The sequence below is a fragment of the Sphingomonas astragali genome (assembly GCF_051400615.1).
In the GTDB taxonomy this organism is placed as follows: domain Bacteria; phylum Pseudomonadota; class Alphaproteobacteria; order Sphingomonadales; family Sphingomonadaceae; genus Sphingomonas.
Genome location: NZ_JBLFFH010000003.1, coordinates 646,735 through 663,283, shown reverse-complemented (window position 1 = coordinate 663,283; position 16,549 = coordinate 646,735). Strand labels below are relative to the sequence as shown.

At 64.3% G+C, this 16,549-nt stretch carries 20 protein-coding genes and 2 pseudogenes; 7 read left to right on the top strand and 15 right to left on the bottom strand.

The genetic code is table 11. The features are described 5' to 3' along the window. Positions 1 to 3: 3 nt before the first annotated feature. Positions 4 to 237, bottom strand: a complete 234-nt coding sequence (locus ACMGER_RS17830) for a hypothetical protein (RefSeq protein ID WP_436813498.1) — start codon at positions 235 to 237, stop codon at positions 4 to 6. A gap of 30 nt (positions 238 to 267) precedes the next feature. Between ACMGER_RS17830 and ACMGER_RS17825 the strand changes: the two genes are divergently transcribed. Then, entirely contained in the window at positions 268 to 627 is a 360-nt protein-coding gene (locus ACMGER_RS17825; RefSeq protein WP_436813497.1) for a MerR family transcriptional regulator, read from the top strand. Next, complete coding sequence (locus tag ACMGER_RS17820) at positions 617 to 1,876, top strand: DNA cytosine methyltransferase (RefSeq protein WP_436813496.1); 1,260 nt, start codon at positions 617 to 619, stop codon at positions 1,874 to 1,876. The genes ACMGER_RS17825 and ACMGER_RS17820 overlap by 11 nt, the downstream gene beginning before the upstream one ends. Here the strand turns inward: ACMGER_RS17820 and ACMGER_RS17815 are convergent. After that, positions 1,845 to 2,255, bottom strand: a complete 411-nt coding sequence (locus ACMGER_RS17815; protein ID WP_436813495.1) for a very short patch repair endonuclease — start codon at positions 2,253 to 2,255, stop codon at positions 1,845 to 1,847. The genes ACMGER_RS17820 and ACMGER_RS17815 overlap by 32 nt on opposite strands. Positions 2,256 to 2,323: 68 nt before the next feature. On the opposite strand from ACMGER_RS17815, the gene ACMGER_RS17810 reads away from it, so the two are divergent. After that, complete coding sequence (locus tag ACMGER_RS17810) at positions 2,324 to 4,378, top strand: ATP-binding protein (RefSeq protein WP_436813494.1); 2,055 nt, start codon at positions 2,324 to 2,326, stop codon at positions 4,376 to 4,378. 213 nt (positions 4,379 to 4,591) lie between these two features. On the opposite strand, the gene ACMGER_RS17805 is transcribed toward ACMGER_RS17810, so the two are convergent. The 7 genes from ACMGER_RS17805 to ACMGER_RS17775 all read right to left on the bottom strand — a co-directional run bounded on the left by ACMGER_RS17805 (position 4,592) and on the right by ACMGER_RS17775 (position 10,256). Continuing rightward, positions 4,592 to 6,397 carry an asparagine synthase-related protein gene (locus ACMGER_RS17805; protein WP_436813493.1) on the bottom strand — a complete coding sequence of 602 codons (1,806 nt, stop codon included), beginning with the start codon at positions 6,395 to 6,397 and terminating at the stop codon, positions 4,592 to 4,594. Next, positions 6,397 to 7,056, bottom strand: coding sequence for a lasso peptide biosynthesis B2 protein (locus ACMGER_RS17800; protein ID WP_436813492.1), 660 nt, complete (start codon positions 7,054 to 7,056; stop codon positions 6,397 to 6,399). The genes ACMGER_RS17805 and ACMGER_RS17800 overlap by 1 nt, the downstream gene beginning before the upstream one ends. 53 nt (positions 7,057 to 7,109) lie before the next feature. Beyond that, positions 7,110 to 7,235 (bottom strand): benenodin family lasso peptide, encoded by a 126-nt coding sequence (locus ACMGER_RS17795; protein ID WP_436813491.1) that lies wholly within the window; start codon positions 7,233 to 7,235, stop codon positions 7,110 to 7,112. A gap of 90 nt (positions 7,236 to 7,325) precedes the next feature. Next, positions 7,326 to 7,946 (bottom strand): GntR family transcriptional regulator, encoded by a 621-nt coding sequence (locus ACMGER_RS17790; RefSeq protein ID WP_436813490.1) that lies wholly within the window; start codon positions 7,944 to 7,946, stop codon positions 7,326 to 7,328. After that, positions 7,943 to 8,815 carry a phytanoyl-CoA dioxygenase family protein gene (locus tag ACMGER_RS17785; RefSeq protein WP_436813489.1) on the bottom strand — a complete coding sequence of 291 codons (873 nt, stop codon included), beginning with the start codon at positions 8,813 to 8,815 and terminating at the stop codon, positions 7,943 to 7,945. The genes ACMGER_RS17790 and ACMGER_RS17785 overlap by 4 nt, the downstream gene beginning before the upstream one ends. A gap of 1 nt (position 8,816) precedes the next feature. Further along, positions 8,817 to 9,434, bottom strand: a complete 618-nt coding sequence (locus ACMGER_RS17780) for an acyl-homoserine-lactone synthase (RefSeq protein WP_436813488.1) — start codon at positions 9,432 to 9,434, stop codon at positions 8,817 to 8,819. A 75-nt stretch (positions 9,435 to 9,509) separates the two neighbouring features. Beyond that, a complete protein-coding gene (locus ACMGER_RS17775) occupies positions 9,510 to 10,256 on the bottom strand; it encodes a LuxR family transcriptional regulator (RefSeq protein ID WP_436813487.1) in 747 nt (248 codons plus the stop codon). A gap of 239 nt (positions 10,257 to 10,495) precedes the next feature. On the opposite strand from ACMGER_RS17775, the gene ACMGER_RS17770 reads away from it, so the two are divergent. Then, positions 10,496 to 10,801 (top strand): transcriptional regulator domain-containing protein, encoded by a 306-nt coding sequence (locus ACMGER_RS17770; RefSeq protein ID WP_436813486.1) that lies wholly within the window; start codon positions 10,496 to 10,498, stop codon positions 10,799 to 10,801. A 22-nt stretch (positions 10,802 to 10,823) separates the two neighbouring features. Next, positions 10,824 to 11,333, top strand: coding sequence for a DNA -binding domain-containing protein (locus tag ACMGER_RS17765; protein ID WP_436813569.1), 510 nt, complete (start codon positions 10,824 to 10,826; stop codon positions 11,331 to 11,333). Positions 11,334 to 11,342: 9 nt separating this feature from the next. Here the strand turns inward: ACMGER_RS17765 and ACMGER_RS17760 are convergent, their stop codons facing one another. The 3 genes from ACMGER_RS17760 to ACMGER_RS17750 all read right to left on the bottom strand — a co-directional run bounded on the left by ACMGER_RS17760 (position 11,343) and on the right by ACMGER_RS17750 (position 13,327). Then, positions 11,343 to 12,482 carry an alpha/beta fold hydrolase gene (locus ACMGER_RS17760; RefSeq protein ID WP_436813485.1) on the bottom strand — a complete coding sequence of 380 codons (1,140 nt, stop codon included), beginning with the start codon at positions 12,480 to 12,482 and terminating at the stop codon, positions 11,343 to 11,345. A 126-nt stretch (positions 12,483 to 12,608) separates the two neighbouring features. Beyond that, entirely contained in the window at positions 12,609 to 12,986 is a 378-nt protein-coding gene (locus ACMGER_RS17755) for an ArsR/SmtB family transcription factor (protein ID WP_436813484.1), read from the bottom strand. Then, on the bottom strand, positions 12,983 to 13,327 hold the full coding sequence (locus tag ACMGER_RS17750; protein WP_436813483.1) for a hypothetical protein: 345 nt from the start codon (positions 13,325 to 13,327) through the stop codon (positions 12,983 to 12,985). Before ACMGER_RS17750 ends, ACMGER_RS17755 begins: the two co-directional genes overlap by 4 nt. Positions 13,328 to 13,655: 328 nt before the next feature. Here ACMGER_RS17750 and ACMGER_RS17745 point away from each other — a divergent pair, with 328 nt between their 5' ends. Further along, positions 13,656 to 15,038, top strand: a complete 1,383-nt coding sequence (locus tag ACMGER_RS17745; protein WP_436813482.1) for a glycoside hydrolase family 43 protein — start codon at positions 13,656 to 13,658, stop codon at positions 15,036 to 15,038. Here ACMGER_RS17745 and ACMGER_RS17740 read toward each other — a convergent pair. The 3 genes and pseudogenes from ACMGER_RS17740 to ACMGER_RS17730 form a co-directional block, all read right to left on the bottom strand. After that, a pseudogene (locus ACMGER_RS17740) lies at positions 14,984 to 15,188 on the bottom strand (hypothetical protein); the annotation flags it as partial. The gene ACMGER_RS17745 and the pseudogene ACMGER_RS17740 sit on opposite strands and share 55 nt — an antisense overlap. Further along, positions 15,174 to 15,254, bottom strand: a pseudogene (locus tag ACMGER_RS17735) (IS5/IS1182 family transposase); the annotation flags it as partial. The pseudogenes ACMGER_RS17735 and ACMGER_RS17740, both read right to left, overlap by 15 nt. A gap of 640 nt (positions 15,255 to 15,894) precedes the next feature. Beyond that, complete coding sequence (locus tag ACMGER_RS17730; protein ID WP_436813481.1) at positions 15,895 to 16,125, bottom strand: hypothetical protein; 231 nt, start codon at positions 16,123 to 16,125, stop codon at positions 15,895 to 15,897. Between the two features lie 180 nt (positions 16,126 to 16,305). Between ACMGER_RS17730 and ACMGER_RS17725 the strand changes: the two genes are divergently transcribed. After that, positions 16,306 to 16,539 carry a putative periplasmic lipoprotein gene (locus ACMGER_RS17725; RefSeq protein WP_436813480.1) on the top strand — a complete coding sequence of 78 codons (234 nt, stop codon included), beginning with the start codon at positions 16,306 to 16,308 and terminating at the stop codon, positions 16,537 to 16,539. The last annotated feature ends 10 nt before the right edge of the window (positions 16,540 to 16,549 follow it).

Sequence of the window (16,549 nt, the reverse complement as noted above, 5' to 3'; positions counted from 1 at the left end):
ATCCTATTCGAGCACGAACGAGGTATCGGCGGCCTTGCGCGAAGCCTGCTCGAACCGCTTGCGGCATGCGGCGACTTCGTCTGTCAGTGCCTTGAATATCTTCGCGACGTCCTGGTCGGTGTAGTCGTAGTTGGAGCGGTTCGACAGATTGCCGATGAGCTGGATGTCTTTCAACGCACGGTTTACGCGTTTGGATGCCAATCCTACGAACTTTTTCCGATCCTCTTCGCGTGCCATTAGCTTCCTCCCTGTCAAAGAATCGACATTATGTGCGTATATATCGAATATATACGCGTATCAATGCCATGTGTCGACCACCATCTCGAAATATCTACATTGCCGTGGAATGCTGGCCGTCCATCAGCTGGATACGCCGCCCGCGAATGCTTGATTTCGACTAGGTCCCCGAGTATACCTGAGTATAGTCAGGAGAAAGGTCTTGGGGTGGCAGGAACGACGTTTGGGACGGCTGAGGCGGCGAAGCGCCTCGGTGTTTCGCGCCAGACACTCCTTCGGTGGTTCTCGGAAGGTCGCATCGCGGACGACGTCCGCCGGGATCACCGGAACTGGCGGGAATTCGACGAGCGGGACATCGGACGCATCAGGAAATCAGTCTATGGCCGTTGAACAAGAGCGGGCGGTCGTCGGCCTCGCTGGCGACGCGACCCCCGACTTTCTGGCGGTGGATTTCTTCTGTGGCGCCGGCGGGACTACGCGCGGACTGATCGACGCCAACGGCTACGTGATAGCAGGCGTCGACAAGGACGCGCGCTGCGAAGACACCTATGTCCGCAACAACGTCAACACGAAGATCGACGGGAAGGCGCCTGCGTTCCTGCACCGCGACATCTTCCCGTCCACGACAGCCTATCCGGACGGCGAACAGGGTCACCTGTACAAGGAGCTGTCCGAGCTCGTCCGTGCGAAGCGATTGCTCATGCCCGGCGTCCCGCTCCTTTTCGCCATCTGCGCCCCGTGCCAGCCGTTTACGACGTTGTCGCGCAAGACACTGTCAGATGAACGCAAGGATGGTCGCGAGCGGGACCGCGGCCTGCTGCGCCAGGCGGTCAAGTTCGTCCGCAGGTTCGCGCCCGAGGTGGTGCTTTCGGAGAACGTCGCCGGCATCCGCGATGCGCGCTACGGCGGCGTCTGGGATGATTTCAAGACGTCGCTCGAGAGCCTGGATTACGTCACCGGCACCAAGGTGGTGTGCACGTCTAAGTTCGGCGTACCGCAATTTCGGAAGCGTTCGATCCTGGTCGCTGTGAGGTCCCACCTCGTCAAGGAGGAGCGCTATTCGGACCTTACGCGAACCGAGCTCATCGTGCCCGGCAGCGACCCTGATGCGGTGATGAAGAGCGTGAGGCAGGCGATCGATCACCTTCCGCCGATCGCTGCAGGCGAGCTGCATGCCGAGATCCCGAACCATCGTGCGCGCACGCTTAGCGAAAAGAACCTGCAGCGCATCGGCGCGGCGCTGCCTGGGCAGTCGAACGCCTACATGGCGAAGACCGAGCACGGCGATCTTTCGCTCGGCTGCCATCGGCGCGTGAACGAACGGGTCGGATCGCGCTGCTTCACGGACGTCTACACTAGGATGAGCCCGGACAGGCCTTCGCCGACGATTACCACCAAGTGCCACAGCATATCGAACGGTCGCTTCGGCCACTACGACACCACGCAGTTGCGCGGCATCTCCCTGCGCGAGGCTGCGATCCTGCAGTCCTTCCCCGACGAGTACGTCTTCTACCCAACTAACAAGGTGGAGTCGGTCGCCCGCATGATTGGCAACGCCGTTCCGCCGAAGCTTGCCGAGTTCTTTGCCACGTACCTTGTCGGCTCGATCAACCGCGAAGCTCTGCTCGCCGACGCTTGAGATCCTCCACAAGGTCGTCGAGCCTTTCGCTGAGCTCGCATTCCCATACGACCTTCACTGACCAGCCGGCGTTAGTCAGCGCCGCCTGTGCGGCGGCGTCGCGCTCCGAATTACGGGTGAGCTTCTCCTCCCAGAAAGCGGCGTTCGCCTGCGGCCGCTTCCGGCCCTTGCCGCAGCTGTGGCTGTGCCAGAAGCACCCGTGCACGAAGACCGCGACGCGAAGCGACGGAAGCACGATGTCGGGCTTCCCCGGCATGTCCCTGCGATGGATCCTGTATCTCAGCCCAGCGGCGTGGATAGCCCGGCGCACGAGCATCTCTGGCCGGGTGTTCTTCGTGCGGACCCGCGACATCAGCGCCGAGCGCTTGTCGGCTGTCATCCGATCCGTCACAGTCCTGATTCAGCCCGTCCTGCGCCGGAATAGGTGCGCCACCCGAGGTCGAACGAATGGCCACCAGTGCCGAACCACAACTCTTCCTTCGCTTCCACGGCCGGATCCTCGATTCGCTTGGCATTCAGATGTACCAGAGTCCGGTGGCGGCGGTGGCGGAACTGATCGCCAATGCTTGGGACGCGGACGCCAAAGTTGTGACCGTCACTCTGCCGGACCGCCTAGACGGCGCCGTGGAGCTCATCGTCGAGGACAATGGGGTCGGCATGACGCTTGAGGAGTGCCAGAACTTTTATCTGAACGTCGGGCGCAATAGGCGCGCTGCCGGGGCGGCCGTATCGCCGTCTGGGCGTCCTGTGCTTGGCCGCAAGGGCATCGGGAAGTTCGCTGGCTTCGGCATCGCCGACGTCATGCACGTGGAGACGGTCAGCGGGGTCACCGGGGAGCGGACCGTCTTCGAGCTGGACATCAGGGAGCTCCGTTCGGATTCCTATGTCGACGTCACGCCGCGCCCGGTGACCATGATCGATCATGATGACGCCGATCCGACGAGGACTGCGCAGCAGGGAACGACGATCCGGCTGCGGCAACTCAAGCTGCGCACGGTGCGCGGCGCGGAGGCGTTCGCCAAGCACATGGCCCGCCGGTTCAATCTGGCGAGCCAAGCGGCCGACTTCGTCGTGACCGTAAACGGCTTTCCGCTCCCGGAGGATGTCGAGCCCTTCCCGGTCCAGTTTGATTTTCCCAGCGACTACGAGGACGGTGAGCGTCCCGACGGCATGACCGTCAGCGGCGGGTGGGGCACGGAGACCCTCCCGGACGGCAACACAGTTCGCTGGCGGATCCGGTTCTCGAACACCCCGATAGGCGCCGAGGAGTTTCGCGGAGTCTCGGTGTTCTGCGGTGTGAAGATCGCGCAGAACCCGTTCTTCTTCAACCTTTCCGGTGGCCTTGGGGGCCAGCATGGCCAGCAATACCTGACAGGGAAGGTCGAGGCCGACTACCTCGATCGTCTGTCGGAGGATGTGATCACCACCGAGCGCCAGCGGATAAACTGGGAGGAGCAGGACGCGGCAGCCCTACTCGCCTGGGGACAGGAGCGCCTGAAGCAGTTGTTGGTCATCTGGAAGGATCGGCGCGCACGCGACAAGGTCAGTCGCCTGGACGCGAGGGTGGAACCCTTCTCGGATCGTCTGAATAGGCTCCCCCCTTCAGAACGCGACACCATCCGCAAGGCGCTTGTGCGCATAGCCCAGGTGGAGGCCATCGACGACGCCCAGTTCGGAAACCTCGCTGGCGCGGTGCTCACGGCCTGGGAAGGCGGTCGGCTGCACGGCTTGATCGACGACATATCGCGCATGGATCAACTTGAGGAGGGCGCGCTGATCCACCTCCTGGCCGAAGCCCACGTGATAGGCGCCCTGCATATGGCCGAGATCGTTGATACGCGCGTCGGGATCATCCGAGGGCTGGAGAGGCGCATAGTCGACCGCGAGCTCGAGAACGCCGTGCGCGATTTCATCGCCGGCAACCCATGGCTGATCGGACCGAAGTGGGAGACCTTCAGGATTGAGACCAGCCTCAACACATTCGTGGCTGAGGCGCTAGAGCAGTCGCAGATTGACCGGGACCCGGACTGGACAGGGCGCATGGATTTGGTGCTACGGTCCGGTGACCAGTTGCTTGTCGTCGAGTTCATGAGGCCGGGCCTCACCGTCGATCGAGATCACCTCAACCGCTTCCGCCAATATATCCAGATTCTACGGGCACGTCTTGCTGGCAACACGCAGCTCGCGATCCGCCAAGTGACTGGGCTGCTGGTCGCGGACAACCTCAGCAAGCGTCCTGACATCATGCTTGAGATCGAGAGCTTGGGTCGGGACGACATGTTCTGCCAGGAGTGGAGGTCGCTCCTGGCCAGCGCTCGCGCTCAGTGGGAGGACTTCATGGACGCTGTTGCCGACGGTGCGCCTGACGATCCTCGCGTTCAGGCACTACGTAGCTCGGCGACTGCTTCAATCGTCGATGACGTCGAAGATGGGGCTGTTGAAGACGGCACCGCTGAGACATTCGGCACGCCCATTACCGAGGTGGGGCAAAGTCCTCAATAAGTCTGCTGCTGAAGCGGCGACGGAGGCGGTAATGCATACGTCAGATCTGACTGGGTGGCTGCCTTTAGGATCGCCGCTACCCGCGCTGACGACCGAGATGGGGGCGCGTTGCCGCCGATCGCGATCAGTACTCGATTGTCCGCTATCCCCGCCTCATCGCCCAAAAACCGGTAAGACAGGAAACCACCATTCCCTGCCGTTTGGTTTGTGAGGCTACGATCTAACCACCAATTCTGAGTGCTGCCGATGGACGACCTTCTGCGCGCGTTCGATCCAGGCTCGCGCCCATGCCTCTGCGTCGACCAATTGGAGGACACGAATGAATGCGATCCCGCGAACCGGTCGGGGATCGTCGAGCTCGGCTGCAAGCGCCGCGCGATCGAGCAGGCTGGCGGCGCTTAGCGCACCGTCGAGCAATGCTTCGCGGATCGCGCTTCGATCGCGCTCGTAGATTTGCGCCATGAAGCTTTCGGGCGTGCCCTTCGATCGCCGCCAGACGATCTCGGCCGGCAGCGCGTCGGCGAACGCCCGGCGAGCGACGGCGCGGTTGCAGCCGTTCTCGAACCATAGCCAGCTCGGCACCCGCAGGCAGGTCTCCACCACCGGCTGCGCCAGGAGTGGCGCCGCGGCCGGCGGAGCGGCCTCCGGGTCGAGCGCTTCGACATAGCTCTGCCCGGCGACGATCAGCGCGATATGGGCGGCGCGGCCCGGTAGTGCGCCCTTAGGCGGTGCGAGCCAGGGATGCGCCACCGCCGCGCCCGCCTCGCGCTGCGCGTTATGCGAAAGGAAGCGCCGATCTATCGGCCATCGATAGGCCGGACCGCGACGCCAGGCGCGATCGGCAGCGCGCCGCGCAACCTTGAGGACGCTCGTTTCCGCGAGGCGGGCCATGTCGCCAGCGCAGCGCCAGAACCGCGCGTCCGGCTCGCTGGTCAGCAGGCAGTCGGCGACGGGCGCCACCGATTGAAGCGCGTTGAACACATTGTCGCCGCCGCCGCCGTCTATGAGGAGGTTCGCATCTATTCGGGCTGCGGCGGTGCGGCACGCGCGCTCGCTCTCCTGGACGAACGAGCGCGCCGAGGGCCTGGGAAGATGCGCCGCGGCCGAGCGCAGCGGATCGACTGCCGACGCATCCCGATAGGCTTCGATCAGATCCAAGCCTAGATGCGCGGCGACCTGGCCGGCATAGGACCGTTCGTCGCCGGTGGCCGCCTCCGTGACCAGCGTCAGGCACGAGAACGGGACGCCGGCATGGCGGAGCGCGGCGGCGACGATCGAGGAGTCAAGCCCGCCGGAGAGCTTGAGCAGCACCCGGCCCACGTCTGCGCTGCGCGCAGCGACGCTCGCATGGACCGCATCGCGCACGCGTCGCACCGCCTCGGCCCGGTCGGCGATCGGACGCGCGGCGAAGGTCCAGGGCAACCACAGCGTATCCAGCTTGGCGCCATCGGGACCGATCGTCAGGCGGTCGCCGCCGCGCAGCTCGCGCACGCCCTCCAGGCACGTCTCTGAAAGCCGCAGGTCGCCGGCAAGGAGCTGACGCGCGAGCGCCGGCCAGGCAATGGCGGGGTCGATCAGTCCCGACGCCAGGAGCAACGCCATATCAGAGGCCATGATCGTGATGCCGCCGGCTTGGGCATGATAGCATGGCAGGTCGCCGAGCGGGGCGCGGACGACCGCGGCTTGGCGCGCGTCGTCAGGCGCCAGGATCGCGACATAGCCGCCCCAGAAATCATCAACGAGATGTTGGCCGCCTGATGCGGCGATGCGGGCGGAAGCACCTTGCCGTAAGGTGTCGAGCGCCCCGCGATGCCCCATCGTAAAGACCCGGCCGAGGATGATGCCCTGCGCCGGATCGAGCAACGGCGCCGGCACTGCATCGGCAAGGATCGACAGCCCAGAGGACTCGCGCACGCGCACCAGCTCGGGAAACCGCGCCGCGACCGACGCGGCGGCGCGGCGCATCCGGGCGATGGCCGGCGCCTCGTGGGCAACCAGCGCGAGATAGCGGCACGCCATCAGATCACCCGGACGGGCGTGAATTCGCGCACCACGTCCGGTCGCTCGTTGAGGAGATCGGTTCCGAGCTGCACCCAGGCGTGGGCGGCGAAGGGGTGCAGCCTCACCCCGATCACCATCTCCGGCCGCGCGCCCCGCCCGACCAGCCCGCTTGCCAGCGCCAGCGATCGCGGGACGCATTGATCGAGCGGAGTCATGACCAGCGCCGCGTGGTGGAAGGCGGCGCCGGTGTCGTCGACAAGCTGCGGATCGGCCGGCGCGGACGGTGCTTGCTTGCGGCGCTCCAATCGCCTCACGACGCGCCGGAGCCCGAGCAGCTTCAACGCCGACCGCGCGCTGACCAGTCCGGCCATCGCCTGCGCGATGCGCCATCGCGGCGGGGATAGCTCGCGATCGAGCAGCGAGGATTGCGCAGCCTGCGGCGGCACACAGGGCGCGATGGCGTTCGCGCCGGGACGCTCGAACAGCAGCCCCTTGCCGGCGAGCCTGGCGGCCGCCTCCGCGACACCGTTCGAGCATGAGGCCGATGCCTCCAGCGCGGCAATCGTCTGCTGCGCGGCCTCGCCGAGGCAGAAGAAGCGATCGTTCTCCAGATCGAGAAAGACCGTTCGGCCGGCGACATGGCAATAGGACAGACCGGAGCGAAGGGCGAAGCCCATGACTGCGAGCGGAGAATTCGGCGTGCGGTCAGCACGACCGCACGCCGAAACCTTCAGTCGTCGGACAGGCCGCCGACGATCTGGCCGAGCGTTTCGTCCGGACGGGCGCCGAACGGCCCCTTGGTCTCGGTGCTCGCCTCGCCGAGGTCGATGATGTCTTCGCTCAGTTCGCGGTCCATGATCAGTCCTCCTTTGCTGCCCGATTGCAGCGGCAAGAGGATAATCGCGGCACTCGGTTATCCGAACTTTATACGAATCCTATATGCCGATTATATCGCGCCGGCGCCTTGCTCTTCGCGATACAGCCGGCGGAGGATCTCGGCGGCGAGTCTCTGCCGTCGCCGATGATAGGCAACGACAAGCCGACGAAGCGCTGCGGTGTCCCGGCCGTCCAGCGCGGCGCCGATCGCCGACAGCTCATCGGGAATGCCAGCAATCACCATCGGCTCGACGGTGCGCGCCGCGTGAAGCCGATCGTTGGCCGCTGCCATCGCGCGGTGGTGTTCGGCGTTCGCCGAAAGCCGGGCGACGCGCAGGAACAGCCGCGCGGCATGGTCGGCCGGATCATCCAACGGTGCGGCAAGGCTAGCGGAGCCGTCGGCCGCATCCATGCGGCGCACCGCGAGCAGCAGAATGTCGCAGGACCAGGCGTAGAGATCGCGCAGGCCGGGTTCGTCGACATGCGGGAGCCAGAAGCCCCCGCCATGCCGCGTCTCGACCAAAGCCTCGCCTTCGAGGATGTGCAGCGCCTCGCGCACCGGCGTGACGCTGCTCCCCAGCTCGGCCGCCAGCACCGCGGGATCGAGCCGCGCGCCGGGGCGGATTCCCCGGCGCATGATGGTCAGCTTGAGGGCTTCGTACACACGTTCGGTGGTCGTTCCCGAGTTCATTGCGACTGGCTCGCGACATAGGCGGCAACGCCTTCCGCCTGGTCGGGACGGAGCGCGTCTATCGCGCCGATCGGACCCTCCGGTGGCGCGCCGAGCAGGATCGAAGGGCATCGCCCTTCATAGTTGCCGAGATTGGGCCGGTGCTGGCGATAGCCGACGAGGCCGGCCAGCTCGGGCGGGAAGCGCCGCGCGACCTCGGGCGGATAGGCCAGCCACTGGTTCTCATAGGGCTTGAGCCAGCCCAGACAGTAGCTGACGATCATGCCGCGCCGCACGGCGTTGGTGCGGTTGCCGCCCGCGCCGTGCAAGGTCGAGCCCAGAAACAGGAGCGCGTCGCCCGGACGCATCTCGGCGACGATCGGTGCCTGGCCGGGCTCGCCTTGATGGCAGTTTTCGCCATGGCTCCCGGGCCAGACCAGAGTCGCGCCGTTGTCCGCGCTATAGTCGGTGAACGGCCACATGACGTTCACCAGATATTCGATGCGGCCGGTCTCGCCGCACCACATATCCTGATCACGATGCGGGAATTGCGGAAGCGCGCCGGGGTGGAGCGCGATCGCCTGGGTGAGATTGAGCTGAATTGTGTCGCAATAGGACGACAGGACCCGCTCGGCGGCGCCGAGAATCTGGGCGTGCTGCACGAACCGCGCGGCACGGTCGGTCCGCGCCAGCAGGCGGCCGAACCGCTTGGTCCGCGCGCCGTAGAAACCGCCTTCGCAAAATGGCGTCTCGTCGAACGCGCTCGCCAGCTCGGCGTCGATCGCCTCCACCTCGGCCTCCGGCACTGTGGCGCGCACGATGACGTAGCCGTCGCTCAGGAGCGCGTCGGCCAGGCCGTCCGCCGTCGCGAGCGGACGCGGTTGTAGCATCTCACGCGGCATGGCGGTGCTCCCCCGGCAGGTAGCGAGGGCGATAGACGCCAGCCTCCGCCAAGAGCGTAGGCGTCGCGGCGTCGATCTCGATCGCCAGCGCGCCGAGCATCGACCGGCCGTCGGCGACCGGCAGGCCGAGCGGGCGGCATCGCCAGCCGAATGCGAGGATCTGCTGGAGCCACGCCATTTCGGCGACGCCGGTATAGGTCTCGATCCCTTCGCGCACGCCGTGGTCGGCGATCGCGCTGACGAGCCGGTTGCGGACCTCGAGCCGCGCCGAGCCGCGCACGGAGCGGTCGAGGCAGAAGCGAGTAATCTCGAACACCGTCGGCCCCTTGGGCATCGGCGCCTCGCACAGGTGCGGGAACAGCGTGTCGAGGATATGAGGCGCGGTCGCGGGCAGCAGCCGCGCCGAGGCAAGATGCGCGCCGGCCAAATCGGTCAGCAGCAGATAGACAGCGCCGGGACCGTCGAACTGATCGACCTCGAACCGGCCTGAGACCACCGGCACGTTCCATTTGAGCAGATCGACGAACACGCGCTTGCGCGCAGCATACATCGCGCGCAGTCGGCTGTCGTTCGGCCAGTCGGCCGAATAGCGAAGAATGTGAAGCATGACCCGGTCCTCCTTTGACTGGAGGCCCAAAGTCGATCGGCGCGCCGGGGCTCGCCATTCCCAGAAATGGGCATATCAGCGCTTCACGACATCGGCCAAGCTGAGCGTTCCGTCCATGAGGGCGAGCATGAGTAGCGATGTCCGTTTCTGCACCCCGTAGCGTTCACGAGCCTGCTTGACATGCCGCACCACGGTTTCTTCGCTGATGCCCAGGATGCGGCTCACTTCCCAATCGGATTTGCCGCGGGCCACCCACAGCAGGCAGTCGCGCTGGCGGTCGGTGAGCAACGGCAGCTCGATTGGCGGAGCGCGCATGCGCCAGATGCGTCGCGCGCCCTCGAACGCGAAGGTGCCGATGAGTTGGGCTGCGGGGAGCGTAGCTTCGGGAAGCGGCTCGCCAGCCCGCATCGCGAACGAAACCGAACCGTTGGACTCGCCGGGAACATTCGCCGGCACCGTGAAGCCCTCGCCGATCCCATGCCCCGCCGCCAGCTCGATGATCTTCCGGTCGGTGGGAGTCATCGCGATCAGCAGCGGAAGCTTCGACCAGGGGAACCCGGCCCCGGTGACGTGGCTGGCGCGGTGAACCGGATCGGAGATGCCGAGCGCGTTCCGGTCGAAATATTCGGCCCACTCCTCGGGATAGTTGTGGAGCCGGATCGCCCGTGTTTCCCCGTTCAGAATATCCACGTGGTGGGTCAGTGCGAAATAGTGGAAGCCCAGCTCGGACGTGACGAAAGAGAGAAGCGTGTTCAAGTCTTGGAGCGATTGGGTGCTCTCAGCACCAAGAATGAACTCCTGGACAATCGGAAACAATACCATCGGCCGCACTCACGACCGAGGGCAGCGTCTCAAGCCGGCCTGTGCCCGTCGATCGTCCTTTCGATTGACGTTGGACTGACCGGCGAGCTCTCACCCCGACGCTCAGCAGTATACCTTGTCGAGAAATATGGCGCTGGTTCCATGCCTTCTAGGCAAGGATTGAGAACTTCGTCGCGAGAACGATGCGTTTCAACGCGCAACCTGCCTTTAAGGTGGCCGCGGGGGTCCGATAGCGCCTGATGGGCTATTCGGGACCGCGAGAGGACTGGCGAAACGAGCGCGGCTATCGGCGGCTGCTCGACATCGATCGCGCGGGCATCATGTGGGAGTGGCTGCGGCGCGACCCACGCTATGTCTCTTGGTATGCTCGCACGAGCGCGACGGACGCACCGTCGAGCGAGCTGCATCCCGACAATGATCCGATCCAATGGGGGCTTCACTTTCGCCGAGCGTCCGGATGTCGCGGCACCGGAGGCCCGGCTGATTTGGCGTGCCGAACTCGATCCTGGCGTCCTCCATGTCGAAGCGGTGCCGACCGCCCGTGACGACCCCGAACGGGTCGAGCCGATGCTGCTGCGGCACTGGCTCACCGCCGTGCCGGACTCCGACGGCAACGAGCATGCCGTCCTTTCCGACGGGCTGCACCACATCCGCCTCGAGATCGACGCGGGCACGCTCAATTCCAATCGGCCGGTCCTGCTGCGTTATCGCCTGGCCGGCATCGTCGGCCTCGATCCGGCCATCCTGACGCTGCGCCGCTTCCTGCACCTCTATTGCCACCGCCGCTTCTCCGCCTCTCTGTTCCCGCGTGACGGACGGGTCGAGCGATGGGTCTTGCTGCTGCGCGTCCATGACGCGCTCGCCGATGGCGCGAGTCACCGCGAGATCGGTGCCGCCCTGTTCGGCGAGGAGCGGATTGCCGCCGGTTGGTCCGGCGCCTCGGATTCGCTGCGGTCACGCGTCCGGCGCTTGGTCGCGGACGCGCGGCGCATGGCCGGCGGCGAATATCGGAGCCTTATGTCTGCTACCCGGCCACATCCGCCGCGGCATCGAGGTCGTCATGGTTGGTCCCGGTAGAAAGACCGTTCAGGGCGCGGCGTCGCCTGCGCGCTCGGCAATTGGGCGCGCATAGCGCACAAGCGAGATGAGAACTCTGCCGGGCTCTTCCGACATCACTTCATGCGCGGAGTGCTCGAACCAGACGAAATGCTTTTCCGGAGCCCTCACCCGTTGGAACCATTCATAGGCGACATCCGAGTTGACGGTCCGGTCGTGGCGGCCTTCGAGCAGGATGAGCGGACAACGCAGCCGCCGGATGCGCGAGAGATCGAGGGTTACGACATTGCTGAAAAGGAAATTCTGGGAATAGCCGTTGCCCTCGAAGACGCGCGCCGCTTCCGCATCGGTGTAATCGGGCGAAAGGCGCGCGGCGATGCCGTCGCTCTGGCCCGTGCGATAGGCCATCACGCCGCCGAAATAGTCGGACCATCTGCGCTCGATCATGATGTCATCGAGCGGGATCGGCGCGCCAGAAACGGCGTAAGGGGCAATCGACATGAGCTCTTCGATGGCCTGGGCGTTGCCGGTTCGGCGCGCCTCGGCGAGCGCGAACGCCCAGCCCCTCCGCTCGCTCTCGGGCGTGTTCGTGGCTTGGCCCGTGCCGATATAGGCGTGCAGCCATTCAGGTCTCCGCACCGCGAACTCAAGCCCGATGTAGCTGCCCCAGGAGTGCCCGAGCACGAACACCTTCTTCTTGTCGAGCTCGCGGCGGAGCCAGCCGACCAGCTCTTCGGTGTCGTCGATAAAGTGCTCGGGATCCATGGTCGGGGCGACCGCCTGCGGATCGTTGATGAGATGGGTCTTGCCGGAGCCGCGCTGATCCCAGTGGACGACGACGAAATATTCCTCGAGCGCGCGGGTGTTCCACCAGGCCAGTGCCGCCTCGGGGAAGCCCGGGCCTCCATGGAGGATGAGCAACACCGGATTTCGCCGGTCCGTTCCGCGTATGGTCACGAACTGGTCGATGCCGCCGATGCGGATGGTTTCGGCGCGCTCGATCCCGTTCGGCGTCACGATGCGGCGCAGCTCGCGAATGATCCCTGTCGCATCCGCGCGCGACATGGCGGCGCCGGGGCCCGCCCCTTGCGCTGAAGCGATTTCAACCGTCGGCGCGGCGGCGACGGCAATAAACGCTAATGCCGCTGCGCAAAGAACATGCTTGCTCATCCTCACCTCACAAAACGACTCTCACAAGATTCAACGAAGAATGGAAAATTGTCGGCGCTGCTGGTGCGTCCGTACAAACCTGAGACTGCCACCTGACATGTCGCGACGCCCGGCGCAGGAGGATGCTCACCCGCGTGCCCCTCGCTCTGTTTCAAGGCGGTGGTCTTCATTGTGATCGCCGCCGGACCTGTCGGGTGATCCATTGGATTCTGAAGAAACAGAGAACCAACTTAGCCACTCGCTGACGAGCGCAAGCCGCGCCTTATCAACGGCGTATACGCGAGTCCGCCCGCGTCGCTCGTGTCGTACGAGACCGGCGTCTTCGAGAACGCGCAAGTGACGGGTCGTCGTCGGCCATTTATGGGCGAAACGACCGGCGATTTCGCCTGCCGTCGCCTCGCCTCGAAAATGGATCGTCAGAAGAATCTGTCGTCGCGCCGGATGCGCCAGCCCCGTGATAACGGCATCCAGCGCCGCCAATTTCTCGCCGGCGTCATCGGTCAAAGCAGCTCCACTTCGCAGATCGTCAGTTCTTCGAGGACCGGGCCCATCGGCTCCCATACCGCCATGACCTCCGGCGTCTGATGAGCGATGTCGCTCCCCTTGCTGTCCTTCCACACGAAATATTCGATGAACTGCTCGCGCTGCTTGCGGATGTCATAGGCCTTCCACACCCGGAACGGCTCGCTCGTGACGAGGCCGACCTTTCGCAACGCTGGCTCGTGTTGCCGGACGAGCGCCAACAGTTCGGCCTCCTTTCCCGGCTTCGGAACATAGGTGACGATGTTCGCGACAGGAGCGTTCGCGTCCGCGCGGGGCCTCTCGCGATGATGATTTTCGCCCATGGTGCAGCTCTCTTTCTCCGGTTGAACTTCTCAGATACATTTAGCGTATCTGCTCAACAATATCCAAGGTAATATCTAGCTAATTAGCTAAATGTTGTCGCGCGGTGAGGTATCGTCACGATACGGGGTCCCGCCGCGAATTCAGCGCGAATGCCGGCGCAAGTGAACGCGCCGATTTGGAGAAATCGATCGCCGTCAGTCCATTTCGACCTTCGCTCCTGTCAGGCGTTGCAGCGGCGATGATCGCGCGACATAGGCAAGTCGATTTGCGGCAGGGAGCGGTCGGATGCGTCACGGGGTTTCATCGGGTTTTCGGATGGCGTGCGTGATGGCGATCGCATGGTCTGCCACGGCCGGCGCGGAAAATCCGATCATCCAGACTCGCTTCACCGCGGACCCGTCGCCGCTGGTGCACGATGGCATCGTCTATCTTTATGCCGGTCACGACGAGGATGATGCCGAAGGCTTCAAGATGCTCGATTGGCGGCTCTACAGTTCGACCGACATGGTCAACTGGACCGATCGCGGGGTCGTCGCTTCGCTGAAGACTTTCCCCTGGGCCGTTCAGGACAACGACGCCTGGGCGCCCCAGGTGGTCGAACGCGGGGGCAAGTTCTACCTTTATGCGCCGGTCAGTGTTGCCGGCTCGCCCAAGAACGTCATCGCGGTCGCCGTGGCCGACAAGCCGGAGGGGCCGTTCAGGGACGCCCTGGGCAAGCCGTTGCTGGGGCCTCAGGACGGTTTCTTCGATCCCACCGTGTGGGTCGACGACGATGGACAGGCCTATCTGTACTGGGGCAATCCGCATCTTTGGTACGTGAAGCTCAATCCGGATATGGTTTCCTATTCCGGACCGATCGTGAAGGTCGATTCCAGGCCGGCCGATTACCAGGAAGGTCCCTGGTTCTATAAGCGGAACAAGCATTACTACATGGCCTACGCCTCGACGTGCTGCCCGGAAGGCATTGGCTATGCGATGAGCGACAAGCCCACGGGTCCCTGGGTGCACAAGGGCAAGATCATGGATCCCAATCAGGGATCGACGGGCAACCACCCCGGCATCGTCGACTATAAGGGCGCGACCTACCTTTTCGGCTTCAACTATCGGCTCAATTTCGCGATCACGCCGATCCATCACGAGCGGCGGTCGATCACCGTCACTCGGATCAGCTACAATCCCGACGGCACCATCCCCAATCAGCCGTGGTGGGACGACAAGGGCATCGAACAGCTGAAGCCCATTGACCCGTTCCAGCGGGTCGAGGCCGAGACGATCGCCTGGACGTCGCGGATCAAGCGGGACCGCGATCGCCCGTACGATTGGGCGCCCGGGGTAACGACGGCCGGCGACGCGCAAACCGGCGTCTATGTGACCCGCACCGGCGACCGCAGCTATATCAAGGTCGCCGGCGTCGATTTCGGCAAGGCCGGTGCGAGCAGCTTCGTCGCAAGCGTCGCCAACGCGCTGCCGAAATCGCGGATCGAGCTTCGCCTCGACCGTGTCGACGGTCCGGTCATCGGCACGTTGCAGCTGGACGGCGCCGCGACGGGCAAGCAGTGGCGGGAGGTAAGCACGCCCGTATCCGGCGCGACCGGCACCCGCGACCTCTACCTCCTGTTCAAGGGCGGCTGGGAGCCATCGCTGGTCGATGTCGACTATTGGCGCTTCACGCGCGCGCCCGCGTTGTCGGACCAGGGTGGGCCTTCATAACCACCAAAGGATGGCAGCGGCGAGATGGACGCTGCCAAGACGGCGGCGAGGCGGTCGTATCGGGTGGCGAGCCGGCGGCAGTCCTTCAATGCGTTCGATCGCGTTCCGGCCTTTGTAGAGCACGCGGCTGAAGCAGCTTTTCCAGCGCCGCACGATACCGCTGATTACCCGGCCATCGTCAACGTGCGGCACCCCGCGCGGCTTGTTCGGAAGCAGCGGCGCTGGCCGCCCCCATGCTCAAAACTCACACACCATACATACCTCCCGATCAACCAGAAGGCTGAATCACATCTCGGCGCCCAGTGAATCCTGTTTAAGGGTCCCAACCCTGACTCATGAATGGACCGGCAACAAACGCCCCGGTCGTTGTCGTTCTTCAGCCCGTCTCCCTTGCCTGATAGCCGCCGTTCGGACAGGATATGCCCTTTATGGGAGGCGGCGATGCTCAACCCAACGCTGAAGTTATCAGGGGCAACGTTCGCAGTCGTCGTTGCGGTCCTTAGCTTCTTCAGCCCGTTCTTTATTCCTCGAACCGTTCTGCCGTTCGGGTTCAGCATTTTCTTCTGCTGGGCCGCTCTCTGCGTCGCATGCGCTCTTGCAGACCGTTTACTCCTTTGGGCTTGCCTGTCTTGCGGCGCATTGTTTCTGGTATCGATCGACTGGTGGATGAACGGACCACCCGCAACTGACGAGTTTGGATTCGGCGCGATTGACGCAATTGCACTCTTTGCCGGAACTGCGTTGGTAGTAGCTGGGACCGGCGTCTTGTCGATTATCTGCACCGCTATGCGGCCGAGCAGGAACGGTCGCTAACCGCAAACTTCTGCTCGAAAGCTGTCGGGCTGCTTTCCACCCGTCAGCGGACGAAGAGACAGTCGCCTTCAAGCCGGAGGAGGGCCGCGTCGCCATTGTAGCGAATGTGACGGAGCGCCATACGGCGACATCTCTCATCGGTCGCGATCTGACGCTCCACCCAGCGCCGCCAGGGCGGGTCCGTCAACGCCAACCTCTCGGCATCGAGGATGCTGACGCCGTGCGCGGCGCGTAGCTCCTTGATGTGGAGTATCCATCGATCCCGTTCGGCCATGCAGGACACCTACCGAATGGAGCGTCCAAATTCCATAAGCGGCGACCGAAAGCCGCCAGTCGGCAAACCATCCAATAGCAGCGTTGCACATGTTTGCGTCTATCGACGCGACGAGTGATTGAGATCGGATAGATTTATCTGCCGTTGGACAGGCTCGGGTTTCAGCTGCACCATGTAGCGATGAGGAACCTGACGGTGCTCGCTAGCCTCACGCTTCCGCTGACCGCGTGCTTGAACAATCCGACTATCGACGAAGAGATCGCCGGCCGATGCGGCATCTCTGTGAATGAATATCAGCGGATCGAAGCAAATCTGGACGCCGGCGATGATGGCATATCCGTCCATGCTGGTCGTTGCCGCCTTAGCCGAACCGCCAAGGGCATCACCGAAGGCACGGTCGTTGATGGCTCCTGAGGACCTTCCT

Coding starts and splice junctions, on each gene's coding strand:
- ACMGER_RS17830 (WP_436813498.1), bottom strand. CDS start 237: ATGGCACGCGAAGAGGATCGGAAAAAGTTCGTAGGATTGGCATCCAAA.
- ACMGER_RS17825 (WP_436813497.1), top strand. CDS start 268: ATGTGCGTATATATCGAATATATACGCGTATCAATGCCATGTGTCGAC.
- ACMGER_RS17820 (WP_436813496.1), top strand. CDS start 617: ATGGCCGTTGAACAAGAGCGGGCGGTCGTCGGCCTCGCTGGCGACGCG.
- ACMGER_RS17815 (WP_436813495.1), bottom strand. CDS start 2,255: ATGACAGCCGACAAGCGCTCGGCGCTGATGTCGCGGGTCCGCACGAAG.
- ACMGER_RS17810 (WP_436813494.1), top strand. CDS start 2,324: ATGGCCACCAGTGCCGAACCACAACTCTTCCTTCGCTTCCACGGCCGG.
- ACMGER_RS17805 (WP_436813493.1), bottom strand. CDS start 6,397: ATGGCGTGCCGCTATCTCGCGCTGGTTGCCCACGAGGCGCCGGCCATC.
- ACMGER_RS17800 (WP_436813492.1), bottom strand. CDS start 7,056: ATGGGCTTCGCCCTTCGCTCCGGTCTGTCCTATTGCCATGTCGCCGGC.
- ACMGER_RS17795 (WP_436813491.1), bottom strand. CDS start 7,235: ATGGACCGCGAACTGAGCGAAGACATCATCGACCTCGGCGAGGCGAGC.
- ACMGER_RS17790 (WP_436813490.1), bottom strand. CDS start 7,946: ATGAACTCGGGAACGACCACCGAACGTGTGTACGAAGCCCTCAAGCTG.
- ACMGER_RS17785 (WP_436813489.1), bottom strand. CDS start 8,815: ATGCTACAACCGCGTCCGCTCGCGACGGCGGACGGCCTGGCCGACGCG.
- ACMGER_RS17780 (WP_436813488.1), bottom strand. CDS start 9,434: ATGCTTCACATTCTTCGCTATTCGGCCGACTGGCCGAACGACAGCCGA.
- ACMGER_RS17775 (WP_436813487.1), bottom strand. CDS start 10,256: ATGGTATTGTTTCCGATTGTCCAGGAGTTCATTCTTGGTGCTGAGAGC.
- ACMGER_RS17770 (WP_436813486.1), top strand. CDS start 10,496: ATGGGCTATTCGGGACCGCGAGAGGACTGGCGAAACGAGCGCGGCTAT.
- ACMGER_RS17765 (WP_436813569.1), top strand. CDS start 10,824: ATGCTGCTGCGGCACTGGCTCACCGCCGTGCCGGACTCCGACGGCAAC.
- ACMGER_RS17760 (WP_436813485.1), bottom strand. CDS start 12,482: ATGAGCAAGCATGTTCTTTGCGCAGCGGCATTAGCGTTTATTGCCGTC.
- ACMGER_RS17750 (WP_436813483.1), bottom strand. CDS start 13,327: ATGGGCGAAAATCATCATCGCGAGAGGCCCCGCGCGGACGCGAACGCT.
- ACMGER_RS17745 (WP_436813482.1), top strand. CDS start 13,656: ATGGCGATCGCATGGTCTGCCACGGCCGGCGCGGAAAATCCGATCATC.
- ACMGER_RS17730 (WP_436813481.1), bottom strand. CDS start 16,125: ATGGCCGAACGGGATCGATGGATACTCCACATCAAGGAGCTACGCGCC.
- ACMGER_RS17725 (WP_436813480.1), top strand. CDS start 16,306: ATGAGGAACCTGACGGTGCTCGCTAGCCTCACGCTTCCGCTGACCGCG.